The sequence below is a fragment of the Hanamia caeni genome, assembly GCF_003721595.1.
Classification (GTDB): domain Bacteria; phylum Bacteroidota; class Bacteroidia; order Chitinophagales; family Chitinophagaceae; genus Ginsengibacter; species Ginsengibacter caeni.
Map to the genome: position 1 here is coordinate 236,790 of NZ_RJJR01000008.1, position 13,174 is coordinate 249,963.

11 protein-coding genes are annotated in these 13,174 nt (G+C 38.9%); 8 read left to right on the top strand and 3 right to left on the bottom strand.

Going from position 1 to position 13,174, the window contains the following annotated elements:
• Nucleotides 1-55 precede the first annotated feature (55 nt).
• The 4 genes from xylA to EFY79_RS11335 all read left to right on the top strand — a co-directional run bounded on the left by xylA (nucleotide 56) and on the right by EFY79_RS11335 (nucleotide 6,928).
• Nucleotides 56-1,384: a xylose isomerase gene (gene xylA / locus EFY79_RS11320; protein ID WP_123120812.1), complete on the top strand. Its 1,329-nt coding sequence runs from the start codon at nucleotides 56-58 to the stop codon at nucleotides 1,382-1,384.
• A 107-nt stretch (nucleotides 1,385-1,491) separates the two neighbouring features.
• A complete protein-coding gene (locus tag EFY79_RS11325) occupies nucleotides 1,492-3,117 on the top strand; it encodes a sodium:solute symporter (RefSeq protein ID WP_123120813.1) in 1,626 nt (541 codons plus the stop codon).
• 33 nt (nucleotides 3,118-3,150) lie between these two features.
• On the top strand, nucleotides 3,151-5,361 hold the full coding sequence (locus EFY79_RS11330; protein ID WP_123120814.1) for a glycoside hydrolase family 3 C-terminal domain-containing protein: 2,211 nt from the start codon (nucleotides 3,151-3,153) through the stop codon (nucleotides 5,359-5,361).
• Nucleotides 5,362-5,449: 88 nt separating this feature from the next.
• Nucleotides 5,450-6,928: a xylulokinase gene (locus tag EFY79_RS11335; protein ID WP_123120815.1), complete on the top strand. Its 1,479-nt coding sequence runs from the start codon at nucleotides 5,450-5,452 to the stop codon at nucleotides 6,926-6,928.
• A gap of 62 nt (nucleotides 6,929-6,990) precedes the next feature.
• Here the strand turns inward: EFY79_RS11335 and EFY79_RS11340 are convergent, their stop codons facing one another.
• From EFY79_RS11340 to EFY79_RS11355, 3 genes are all read right to left on the bottom strand, one after another.
• A complete protein-coding gene (locus EFY79_RS11340; protein WP_123120816.1) occupies nucleotides 6,991-7,467 on the bottom strand; it encodes a YcxB family protein in 477 nt (158 codons plus the stop codon).
• A gap of 328 nt (nucleotides 7,468-7,795) precedes the next feature.
• Entirely contained in the window at nucleotides 7,796-8,533 is a 738-nt protein-coding gene (locus tag EFY79_RS11350) for a dienelactone hydrolase family protein (RefSeq protein WP_123120818.1), read from the bottom strand.
• Nucleotides 8,534-8,856: 323 nt separating this feature from the next.
• Nucleotides 8,857-9,750 carry a cupin-like domain-containing protein gene (locus tag EFY79_RS11355; protein WP_123120819.1) on the bottom strand — a complete coding sequence of 298 codons (894 nt, stop codon included), beginning with the start codon at nucleotides 9,748-9,750 and terminating at the stop codon, nucleotides 8,857-8,859.
• A gap of 143 nt (nucleotides 9,751-9,893) precedes the next feature.
• Here EFY79_RS11355 and paaE point away from each other — a divergent pair, with 143 nt between their 5' ends.
• The 4 genes from paaE (at nucleotide 9,894) to paaC (ending at nucleotide 13,150) form a co-directional block, all read left to right on the top strand.
• A complete protein-coding gene (gene paaE, locus EFY79_RS11360) occupies nucleotides 9,894-10,967 on the top strand; it encodes a 1,2-phenylacetyl-CoA epoxidase subunit PaaE (RefSeq protein ID WP_123120820.1) in 1,074 nt (357 codons plus the stop codon).
• Nucleotides 10,968-11,070: 103 nt separating this feature from the next.
• A complete protein-coding gene (gene paaA, locus EFY79_RS11365) occupies nucleotides 11,071-12,021 on the top strand; it encodes a 1,2-phenylacetyl-CoA epoxidase subunit PaaA (protein WP_123120821.1) in 951 nt (316 codons plus the stop codon).
• Nucleotides 12,022-12,056: 35 nt separating this feature from the next.
• A complete protein-coding gene (paaB, locus tag EFY79_RS11370) occupies nucleotides 12,057-12,341 on the top strand; it encodes a 1,2-phenylacetyl-CoA epoxidase subunit PaaB (protein WP_123120822.1) in 285 nt (94 codons plus the stop codon).
• A 23-nt stretch (nucleotides 12,342-12,364) separates the two neighbouring features.
• Nucleotides 12,365-13,150 carry a 1,2-phenylacetyl-CoA epoxidase subunit PaaC gene (gene paaC / locus EFY79_RS11375; RefSeq protein ID WP_123120823.1) on the top strand — a complete coding sequence of 262 codons (786 nt, stop codon included), beginning with the start codon at nucleotides 12,365-12,367 and terminating at the stop codon, nucleotides 13,148-13,150.
• The last annotated feature ends 24 nt before the right edge of the window (nucleotides 13,151-13,174 follow it).

Sequence of the window (13,174 nt, forward strand, 5' to 3'; positions counted from 1 at the left end):
ATAGAAATTTGGATGTAAATCAAGAATACATATTAACTATAAAAAACAATTAAAAATGTCAGTTATTTCAGGAAAAAAAGAATTTTTCAAAAAAATTCCGCAAATCAAATACGAAGGTCTTAAAAGCGATAATCCTTTAGCTTTTCGTTGGTATGATGAAAATAAAAAAATCGGTGGAAAAACCATGAAAGAGTTTTTCAAATTTGCCTGTGCTTATTGGCATTCGTTCGGAAATAATGGTTCGGATCCTTTTGGCGAAGGCACTCATGTTTTCCAGTGGAATGAGAAAGAGGACGCCGTAAAGAGGGCAAAAGATAAAATGGATGCCGCGTTTGAATTTATTACGAAGATGGGAATGCCTTATTATTGCTTTCATGATCTGGACCTGGTGGATTATTCTAACGACGTGGTTGAAAATGAAAAAAGATTAAAGGCCATAACTGCTTATGCAAAACAGAAGCAACAGGAAAGCGGTGTAAAATTATTGTGGGGCACGGCTAACCTTTTTTCTCACAAAAGATACATGAACGGCGCCTCCACCAATCCCGACTTTAACGTGCTTACGCATGCGGCTGCGCAGGTGAAAGCCGCACTGGATGCAACCATCGAACTGGGAGGAGAAAATTACGTGTTTTGGGGCGGAAGAGAAGGATATATGACTCTCCTGAATACGAATATGAAAAGAGAGCAGGAGCATCTTGCTAAATTTTTGCATACAGCAAAAGATTATGCCCGCAAAAATGGTTTTAAAGGAACATTTTTTATTGAACCCAAGCCCTGCGAACCCACTAAACATCAATACGATTATGATGCAGCGACAGTAATCAGCTTCTTGCGCCAGTATGATCTGATGGAGGATTTCAAATTAAATATTGAAGTGAATCACGCAACACTGGCCGGTCATACCTTTACGCACGAATTGCAGGTAGCTGCTGATGCAGGTCTCCTGGGCAGTATGGATGCCAACCGCGGCGATTACCAAAATGGCTGGGATACCGATCAGTTCCCCAATAATATTAATGAACTAACAGAAGCTATGCTGATAATTCTTGAATCCGGTGGATTCCAGGGCGGCGGCATCAATTTCGATGCAAAAATCCGTAGAAACTCAACTGATCCGGCGGACCTTTTTTATGCACATATCGGCGGTATGGACGCATTTGCAAGAGCCTTAATCACAGCAGATACTATTCTCAAAAAGTCCGATTATAAAAAACTGCGCGAAGATCGTTATGGCTCTTTTGACAAAGGCAATGGAAAAGCTTTTGAAGAAGGAAAGTTGACTCTCGAAGATTTGAGAAATCTTGCTGCTAAAAATGGAGAACCGGAAACCATCAGCGGGAAACAGGAATATTTTGAAAACATAATTAACCGTTTCATTTAAATTTATCAATTCCTAACCAGGAAGGTTTAATCAGGAATTTTAGAAAATAATAACTGAGAGAATCTTCCTGGTTTTCTTTAACCATTAGTCAAAACTAAAATCATTTTATGCACTTCCTTGGAACGATTGATATACTTTTTGTAATCCTTTACCTGGTAATTATCGGGGGCGTTTCTGTTTGGTCCATCAGAAAAAAAAGAGGAACCCCTTCTGATTATTTTTTGGCCAACCGTAACCTCGGATGGTGGGTTATCGGGGCTTCCATTCTTGCTTCTAACGTGGGGTCTGAACATATTGTTGGCCTCGCCGGCACTGGCGCTACTTCCGGCCTCGTAATGGGACATTATGAAATGCATTCATGGGTAGTGTTAGTATTGGGCTGGGTGTTTGTGCCATTTTATATGCGAAGTATGGTATATACAATGCCTGAATTTTTAGAGAGACGATTCAATGCTCAGTCGCGGCGGTTGCTTTCTATTATCCAGCTTCTGAGCTATGTAATTGCGAAAGCATCGGTTACGATTTTTGCAGGGGCCCTGGTTTTTAATTCTTTTCTTGGTGTTGATTTTTGGACAGGCGCCATTATTCTTGTTGTTATAACCGGTATTTACACCATACTTGGCGGCTTGCATACAGTAATGTACACGGAGGCTATCCAGGCATTTGTATTATTGTTAGGCTCTGCGGTGTTATTATTTATTGGTTTGGATAAAGTGGGAGGATGGAGCGGACTTATGAATTCTGTTCCAAAAGAAAAGCTGAATATGTTTCCTCCTTTGAGCGATCCGGATTTTCCATGGCTGGGCATCACTTTCGCCGCGCCCATAGTCGGAATTTGGTATTGGTGTACCGACCAGCATATTGTACAACGATGCCTCGCGGGCCGCGATGAAAGGCAGGCAAGAAGAGGCACCATATTCGCGGCTTATTTAAAATTACTTCCCTTTTTCATTTTCCTGGTTCCCGGATTAATTGCAGCGGCGCTTCATGCACAGGGTAAACTGAATTTAGAAGTGAATGACGAAGCTTTTCCAACGTTGGTAAAAGCATTAATGCCGGTCGGTCTTCGCGGATTACTGGCCGGAGGCTTACTGGCAGCGCTTATGAGTTCCCTGGCGTCTGTTTATAATGCTTGTTCCACTTTGTTTACAATGGATATCTACCAAAAAATGAAACCCGAGGCAAACGGCAAAGAACTCGTGAAAGTTGGTAGAATCGCCACAGGAGTAGTGGTACTGCTCGGTATGGCGTGGATTCCGTTGATGAGTAGAATTTCGGGTACTTTGTATCAATATCTTCAAAGCGTACAATCTTACTTAGCGCCCCCGATTGCGGCGGTTTTTTTATTGGGTGTTTTCTTTAAACGGATTAATGGAACCGGCGCACTCACCGGCATGGTAGTCGGGTTTATTTTGGGAATTATAAAATTGACCTTAGAATTATTCCAAAACGATTTAACGGGCATTCTGCATTCATTTGCTACTATTAATTTTCTTTATTTCTGCATTTTGTTATTTCTTTTTTCAATAGCGCTGATGGTTGTTGTTAGTTTACTTACACCTAAGCCTGATGAAGAACAAATAAGAGGATTGACTTTTGCAACTACGGTTGCTGAAGACAGGGCTGCGAGCCGTGCAAGCTGGAATAAATGGGATGTAATTCTATCCTTGATTGTCGTGGCTATTGTTATCTCAGTTTTCGTTTACTTCTCGCCGTTAGGAGTGGCGGGATAAAACGATCATTTTTAAGCAGTAAAAGAATAAATAATGAAGAAAGCTATTTTATACCTGCTGATTTTTTTATCTGTTGATATTTCAGCATTTTCTCAGAAAAAATTTGATTATCCATTTCAAAATCCGGCCTTATCGATAAACGCGAGGGTTAATGATTTGGTTTCAAGATTGACGCTGGAAGAAAAAGTGAACCAGATGCTCAATTCTACTCCTGCAATTGAACGTTTGGGAATTCCTCCCTACGACTGGTGGAACGAAAGTTTGCATGGTGTAGCGCGAACCAAATATCCAACCACTTCCTATCCACAGGCCATAGGAATGGCAGCTACTTTTGATGTGAAAGCAATGAAACAAATGGGCGGCTTCACTTCGGATGAGGGAAGAGCCATTCATAATGAAAGCCTCCGAAAAAAAGACTACAGCCGATACACCGGCCTTACCTATTGGACGCCCAACATCAATATCTTCAGGGATCCGAGATGGGGCCGCGGCCAGGAAACCTATGGCGAAGATCCCTTTCTTACTGCAAGCATAGGAACTGCATTTGTGGAAGGTTTACAGGGAAATGATCCAAAGTATCTAAAAGCTGCTGCCTGTGCTAAACATTATGCCATTCACAGCGGTCCCGAATCTTCGCGCCACACATTTGATGTAAATGTAAGCAACCACGATCTTTGGGCCACTTACCTTCCTGCTTTCAAACAATTGGTGGTGAATGCAAAAGTGGCCGGCGTTATGTGCGCTTATAATGCCTACCAGGGGCAGCCTTGCTGTGGAAGCGATAAATTAATGGTAGATATTCTGCGCAATAAATGGAATTTTAAAGGTTATGTAACCTCAGATTGTGGCGCTATTGATGATTTTTACAAAACACATAAATTGTTTCCAGACGCAGAAAGTTCAGCTACTGATGCCGTTTTGCACGGCACCGATGTAGAATGTGGAAATCATACCTACAAAACCTTGATACAGGCTGTAAAAGATGGAAAAATAACAGAAAAAGATATTGATGTTTCTCTAAAAAGATTATTTACTATTCGCTTAAGGTTGGGCATGTTTGACCCGGTTAGCATGGTAAAATATGCGCAAATTCCCATAACCAATTTGGAAAGCCAGCCGCATAAAGATCTTGCATTGAAGATGGCAAGAGAGTCTATGGTTTTGCTGCGCAATGCTCAGGCTTCAGGTCAAAAAAATAATTTGTTGCCTCTCAATAAAAGCATCAAACATATTGCAGTATTAGGCCCTAATGCTGATAATGCCAATACGCAATTAGGCAATTATAACGGAAAGCCTTCGGTCGTTACAACGGTTTTGCAGGCAATAAAAGATAAATTGCCGAATGCGGATATTTTTTATTCAAAAGCTACAGAATTCGTTTCAACCGAACCACAGGATTTTTCAAAATTGATTGACAGCATTAAAGATGCGGATGTTATTATTTATGTCGGCGGAATTTCGCCGCGGCTCGAAGGTGAAGAGATGAAAGTGCATACTCCAGGCTTTAGCGGTGGCGACAGAACGAGTATTAATTTACCTGTTGTGCAAACTGATTTTTTGAAAGCTTTAAAAACGACCGGCAAGCCAATTATATTTGTTATGATGACGGGAAGTGCCTTGGCTATTCCATGGGAACAGCAAAATATTCCTGCAATCTTAAATGCATGGTATGGCGGAGAAGCAGCCGGTACGGCCGTTGCTGATATTCTGTTTGGCGATTACAGCCCTTCGGGAAAATTACCTGTCACATTTTATAAAAGCGATGCAGACCTTCCTCCTTTTGATGATTATTCGATGCAAAACAGGACTTACCGTTACTTCAAAGGCGAGCCACTTTATCCTTTCGGCTTTGGATTAAGCTATACGAATTTTAATTACAGCAGCCTGAAATTGTCAAAATCAAAAATCAAAAAGAATGAAACTGTTGCCGCTGAAGTAACAGTAACCAATAAGGGCAAAATGAAAAGTGATGAAGTAGTGCAATTATACCTTACCCATCAAAGTGGCCAGGATATCCCTTTGTATGCGCTAAAAGCGTTTAAAAGAATTACACTTTTGCCCGGTGCTTCACAAAAAGTACGATTTACTATTACCCCAGACATGATGAAATTGGTAAATGAAGATGGCAAAAGTGTTTTGAATTCCGGTGAAATAAAGGTAAGCATCGGTGGTTCTTTGCCTTCACAAAGAAGTGAAGATTTGGGCGCTGCCAAGCCGGCTGAAGCGCAAATTATAATTCAATAATATTTGTGTACCTACCGGTGGGCAGGTTGCTTTACTGCGAAACAATTATTTAGCAGGCAATTAAGAAAAAAATTTAAACCATATAAGAATGTTATTATTAGGAATTGATATTGGAACATCATTTATAAAAGCAACGCTTGTTGACGCGGATACGCAAAAGCCGGTAGCTGTTGCACAATGCCCAGAAACAGAAAACCCAATTACTTCATTGCAATCGGGCTGGGCTGAGCAATCGCCTGAAATGTGGTGGGAACAAACGCTTCAGGCAATACAAAAATTGATTACTTCCAAAAAATTTGACCCGAAAGATATTGCCGCCATCGGGATTTCGTACCAAATGCATGGATTAGTGTTGGTGGATAAAAATCAAAATGTTTTAAGAGACAGCATCATCTGGTGCGATAGCCGCGCTGTGGAAATTGGTGAAGAAGCGCTGCATGAAATTGGCGAAGAAATATGTTCTTCCTGTCTTTTAAATTCTCCGGGAAATTTTACAGCTTCCAAGCTGGCCTGGGTAAAAGAAAATGAGCCGGCGATTTATGAAAAGATAGATAAGATAATGTTGCCGGGCGATTTTATTGCCATGAAATTAACAGGAAAAATTACCACCACATCTTCTGCATTATCAGAAGGTATTCTTTGGGATTTTAAGAAGGATAATATCTCAAGCGATGTGATGCAAAATTTTAAATTTGAAAGCTCATTGATCCCGGATGTGGAAAGCCTGTTTTCTTCTCACGGGAAAATATTGCCAGAATTGGCGCAACAGTTAGGCATAAACGAAAATGCAGAAGTTACTTATAAAGCTGGCGATCAGCCTAATAATGCCTTATCATTAAATGTATTACGGCCGGGAGAGGTAGCTGCAAACGGGGGAACTTCAGGCGTTATTTATGCGGTTACCGATAAATTATTATCCGACAAATTCTCCAGGGTAAACAGTTTTGTTCATGTAAATCACACAAATGATGAGAAGAGAATTGGCGTGTTGCTGTGTATTAACGGAGCCGCCATCATGTATAGCTGGGCTAAAAAAGTTTGTGGCGACAATTTAAGCTATAAGGAAATGGATGCGCTCGCAGAAAAAATAAATCCCGGAAGCGATGGTTTATTGGTGTTGCCTTTTGGAAATGGTTCGGAGCGGATGCTAAAAAATAAAATGATTGACGCTCACCTGGAAAATATTGATCTGAATAAACATTCGAGGGCACATATTTTTCGCGCAGTACAGGAGGGAATTGCTTTTGCTTTCCGGTATGGCCTTGATATTATGAGGGAAAACGATTTACATCCCACTATAATTCGTGCGGGAAAAGCCAATTTATTTTTGAGTGATGTTTTCATTCAATCTTTTGTAAATGCAACGGGCGTAGCAGTAGAATTATACGAAAATGACGGAAGCGTTGGCGCCGCATTAGGCGCTGGCATCGGAAAGGGGATTTACAAGTCTTATCATGAGGCCTATTCAAATTTTAAATTGTTGGGAAAATTCGAACCAACAAATATTGAATTATATGAGGAATTATACCAGGATTGGAAAAAATTGCTGGAGGAAAAAATGAAATAGCAACTTATATTTTGAAGGAAAAAAATATTTATTTAGCCAGTAAACGAACAAATACTCACAATTTATTTTTTAATTTTTTGCTTCAAAAATTTTCTTATTTCCTGCAAATCCTCAGAACGAAAAGCCGATTTTGGTACCAGGAAAAATGCCCTGCTATTAAAATATAAATGAAAAAAACCGGCGCTTTCCACAAAATCAGAAAAATCTTTCCATGGCCAGCTTTTACTACCGCGCTCATTCTCAAGAAATAAGTGCTGCTGCTCAAGACTTACCCTAAAACGATCTTTAAAAGTGGTAGCTCTTCTGTAAATAATGCCGGGAAGAACAATCCAAAATGCTATCATCAATGAAAACCATAATGCAGAACTCAGCAGAAAAGCAAGGGGATCAATCTTTTTTAGAAAATATAAAATAGCTGAAGTGATAGCAAAAACGTTGACAACAATAATCATTATTTTAATCTCATTTCTGCTGAAAAAATGAAACCTTAAAGCCTGCAGGACTTTTGCCCGGTCATAAGTAAAAAAGGAAGAAGTCATTTAAAACAAATGTACGATTGCTTTGAAAGTTCCAAGAAAAAAATCGAACCAAGACATACTTTTGGTTTTTGTGCCCTGATTTATCGCAAAAAAAACCAATCTCTTAAACCTGGGGTAATGCGGATTTGCTTCTTCATTTAAAATGTTCTTAGCAATTAATTAGTTGTTTTTTTTGCATTTAGTGCAAAAAACAGGCCTCAAATCCAGTAAAGAATGGATTAAAAAAAGAAATGGTTCATAAAGCGTGTTCCCGAAAAATTCATCAAATTTTAAAGGCAGAATAAAATTCCTGCATAAAGATTGCTTTACTGATAAGATATTTGATTGCTTAAAATAATTTTTCAAAAAATTCCTTCATTTCGTTCCACGAACGGCTGTCCGCTTCTTCATTATATTTTATGGGCATGTTATATTTTTCTCCTTTGGCGGTCGCCTTAGGATTGCTGAAGGCATGTGTAGCGCCGGGATAAACTATAAACCTGTAATCCGCCCCTGCGGCTTCCATTTCATTTTTAAAACTTTCCACATTGGGGTTTTCGAATGGGTCGTCAGCGCCATGGCAAACGAGGATTTTCGCTTTCATCCTATTTTTGTCCGGTTTAGCTCCCGAAAGGCCACCATGGAATGAAACTACTCCCGTAAGATCAGAACCCAGCTTAGCCGCATTTAAAACCACAAAACCTCCGAAGCAATAGCCGATAGCTCCTATTTTAGAATGGTCTGTTTGTGAATATTTTTTTAAGTGTTCAATTGCTATGTCTACCTGCTTTTTCGCAAGGGAAGGGTTTTTATAAATAACCGACGCTAATTGTGCTGCGTTTTGCGGATCTTCTACGGTTTTTCCATTTCCATACATATCCACCACCATTGCAATATAGCCGAGGTTTGCCAAAGCTCGCGTACGCCCTTTTCCGTAATCAGTCAATCCCCACCATTCATCTACTACAATTATTCCCGGCCGCTTGCTATCATTTGAATCGTCATAATAAACGTAATTGAAATATTCCGTTCCGTCAATTTGATAATTAAGCTTTTCTTCTTTAATATTTGGATTGTTGTATTCCATAGTTAAGATTTTATTTAAAGGTTTATAGATCGCAAATTTGGGTGTGGCCTATAAATGTAAGAAAACTAAAGCACCTTTACCCCGCAAAAAAATGGCCAGTGATAAAAATCACCGGCCTTGCTTACCTCTGAAACCACAAGAAAAAGTTTATTTTCCTGCAAGATTTTCGAATAAGGTAAAGTATAATTGATTAAAATTATTCTATTACTAAATCCTTGGATTAATCAGATTTATTGGAGTCTGTACGGTCTTTAATAAAATAGGAAAAGGAAGAAAAGATGGGAACGCTAAATTAGTATATATTTATTGATTCCAACAAATTTCTAATGAGTAATTTGAAAATTTTTTATTTCCCTGTTTGCCATTTCATCTATTTTTTTGATTTTGAAATTATACCACCATTGAGGCACAGTCTTTTTCATCATGGTATCGATGGTGCGCATTCCAAATAAATTCCATGCTCCTTTGGCTTTTCCTGATAGTGAACTTTGCAGGGCCCTTAAACTCATTGCAAATCCGCTGTCGATGTATTCCATATGATGCCAATAGCCTGCAGGCATAAACAGCGTGTCGCCCGGATTTAAGATTAAATCATAACCAACAGCATATTTCAAAGCCGGAAATTTTTCGTAATCCGGAGTTCCATTTCCCTTGTGGTAATTAGAAAAATCTGCAAGGCTCAATACTTCGAAAGGTTTCCTGTACAATTTGTGCTGCTCATCGTACCCGAACAGCAATACTCTTTTCCTTCCAGCAAATTGGGTATGCAAAATATGAGAAAGATCTATATCAAAATGCATATGGGTAATAGAAGTCTGGCCGCCTGTAAAAAGCATGGGGTATTTTTTTACAAACCCCTTCATCAGATGCTCCGGCCATGTAAAATCATTAATTAGCTGAGGCGCATGGTCAAAAATATTAAATAAAAAAATTCGCCATGCGGCAGGGCCTCGCTGGATCATGTCAATATATTCACCAAAAGTTTTATAATCATCTGCTGTATTTATAGGCGTATAAGCGTCGCTTTTTACATTATTATATAAACCTACTTTCTTATCCCCTACTATTTCTTTAAAATAATCCCATGACCATTTTTTATAAGCCGGCCATTCTTTAGCCAGCTCAGTGATTATCACCGGTTTTTCCGGACGGTAATAATTATTTTTAAAATCTTCGCCTGAAATATTGTCAACTCTGTCAACCGGTTGTAATTGCATTGGCAGTAAATTTTAACCGCAAAATTAGTTATTCCTTATTCTCTTTGCGATTAATTCCGCGTTTAATAAACATTTAGCCTTTTGATAAAAATAAAGTACATCGTGTTAGCGTACCTTTGAAATAGATTAAAACCTTTGAAAACATGGCTATTCATTTTCATAAACTTACTATTAAAGATATTCGGAAAGAAACAGACGAATGTGTTTCCATTGGCTTTGATATTCCTGTTGAAGTAAAAGAAGAATTTAGTTTTATTCCCGGACAAAATATTACGTTGAAAAATTCTTTTAATGGCGAAGAAATTCGCAGATCCTACTCTATTTGCAGCAGTTCTTTTGAAAATGAATTGCGGGTAGCCGTTAAAAAAGTTCCGGGTGGCACATTCTCCACTTTTGCAAATGAACAATTGAAAAAAGGGGATGTTCTTGATGTACTGCCGCCGACAGGAAATTTTTATACGAATATTAACTCCGCTCAAAAACAGAATTATCTTTTTATTGCCGCCGGCAGCGGAATTACGCCTGTTATTTCGCTAATCAAAACCATTCTTGGTACAGAAAAAGAAAGTGTAATTACTTTGGTTTATGGAAATAAAGGATTAAATTCTGTGATTTTTAAAGAAAAGCTGGAAACATTAAAAGACAAATATTTGCAAAGACTCACAGTCCATTATATTTTTTCGCGGGAACAAACTGAAACAGCATTTAATTATGGAAGAATTAATGATGAAAAGTTGAAACAACTTTCAAGACTGGTTAATTTCAACTCAATAGATAATTTTTTCATTTGCGGCCCGGAGCCTTTAATATATGCAACCAAAGATTTTCTTATTAACCAGGGAATCGATCCTGAAAAAATACACTTTGAATTGTTTACCACGCCAACTAAAGAACATACTCAGATTTTTGAAACGGTAGAACAAAAAACAGAGGAAGGAAGTGAAATAACTATGCGGATCGATGGTCGTAGTTTTGAGTTTAATCTTGAATACAACGGACAAACAATTTTAGATGCCGGCCTGGATTTAGGCGCTGATCTGCCATTTGCCTGCAAAGGCGGAGTTTGCTGTAGTTGCAAAGCAAAATTGGTAGAAGGCAAAGTAGAAATGGAAGCTAATTATGGCCTCGAAAAAAGTGAAATAAAAGCCGGTTATATTCTCACTTGCCAATCCCATCCGCGTTCAGAAAAAGTAGTCGTAGATTACGACCAGGCGTAAGTAAAGCAACAAATTCCCTCTCTTTCTGTTTTCTCTTTTTAACCTCTTACCTGATTTTGTTCCCTTTTGAAATCAGTAACTTTGAGAACAAACATTCCGCGTCATGAATGAAAAGGAATTACAGCATTTTGAGGATAAAATAAAACAGGAAATCAGGATTGAGCCGAAGGATTGGATGCCTGATGATTACCGTAAAATGTTGATAAGGCAGATTAGCCAGCATGCGCATAGCGAAATCGTTGGCATGTTGCCCGAAGCAAACTGGATTACGCGTGCGCCATCTTTAAAAAGGAAAGCAATCCTCCTTGCGAAAGTTCAGGATGAAGCGGGGCATGGATTGTATTTATACTGCGCCGCAGAAACATTAAATATTTCACGGGAAGAAATGACTGAGCAACTTTTGAGCGGCAGAGCAAAATATTCTTCCATTTTTAATTATCCGACACTTTCGTGGGCCGACATGGGCGCGATTGGATGGTTGGTTGATGGCGCTGCAATTATGAACCAGGTGCCTTTGTGCCGCGCTTCATACGGACCCTATGCGAGAGCGATGATAAGGATTTGCAAAGAAGAAAGTTTTCACCAGCGGCAGGGTTATGAAATTTTATTAACACTTTGTCGTGGTTCTAAAGAACAGAAAGCAATGGCGCAGGATGCGCTGAACCGCTGGTGGTGGCCCAGTCTGATGATGTTTGGGCCCAACGACGACGATTCTCCGCATTCAGCGCAAAGCATGAAATGGAAAATAAAAAGGTTTTCGAATGACGAGCTCAGGCAAAAATTCGTGGACGTTTGTAAAGACCAGGCGGATATTTTGGGAATTGCCATTCCTGATTCTGATTTAAAGTGGAATGAAGAAAGAGGGCATTATGATTTTGGGGAAATTAACTGGGAAGAATTTTGGAGTGTGATTAAAGGAAACGGGCCATGCAACAAAGAACGTTTAGACGCACGGATTAAAGCGCATGAAAATGGTGAATGGGTTAGAGAAGCGGCTTTGGCTTATGCTGAGAAAAAGAAAGAAGTGATTGATGATGTTGTGAAATTGTCGTAATAATTAAAGAAATAATTAATAATCAATAATCAATAATGAGTTCTAAAGAACCACTTTGGGAAGTTTTCATCCGAAGCAAACAAGGGCTGGATCATAAGCATGTCGGAAGTCTTCATGCCGCTGACGCAAAAATGGCGATAGAAAATGCACGCGACGTTTATACCCGTCGAATGGAAGGCGTAAGTATTTGGGTGGTGGAATCAAAATATATTCATTCCACTAATCCGGATGATGCTGAAAGCCTCTTTGATCCTGCGAATGATAAAGTGTATCGCCATCCTACTTTTTATGAGCTTCCTGATGAGGTAAAATATATGTGATGAATGACAAGCAAATTTTATAAATGGACAGTGAAGCAACAAATAATGCTAAAAAAGATTTAGTGAATTACGCGCTCTTTCTGGCCGATAGTTCATTAATTATGGGTCATCGTCTCAGCGAATGGACTGGCCACGGGCCAATGATTGAGCAGGATATCGCTATCACCAATATCGCTCTTGATTTAATCGGACAGGCACGAAATTTTTATCAATATGCTGCTGAAGTAATCAATATTCAAAATGATAAAAAAGTTACGGAAGACGACCTTGCGTATTTAAGAGATGCAAACGAATTTAAAAATTTATTGATTACCGAACTTCCGAATGGAGATTGGGCGTTCACTATCAGCAAACTTTTTTTGTTTAGCACCTGGCAATTTTATTTTTACCAAACCTTAATTTATTCAAAAGACGAACAATTGGCAGCAATCGCTGAAAAATCATTGAAAGAAGTTACTTATCATGTAATATGGAGCGGCGACTGGGTTATAAGGTTAGGCGATGGAACCGAAGAAAGTAAAAACAGGATGAAAAAAGCTGTTTTGAATTTATGGCCTTACACTGGTGAAATGTTTATTCCTGCTGCTTTTGAAGACAATTTAAAAAATAGTGTGTCCATCAACTTTAGTAACATGCAAAATGACTGGATTGAAAAAGTAAAATTAGTTTTTTCAGAAGCGACTCTTTCTATTCCCGAAAAAATGTGGATGCAAAGTGGTGGCAAAAACGGTGTGCATACTGAACATTTAGGCTATATTCTTGCGGAAATGCAATTTATGCAAAGAGCATATCCGGGTTTGGAATGGTAAAAGCTATTCGTAATAAAAATTAAA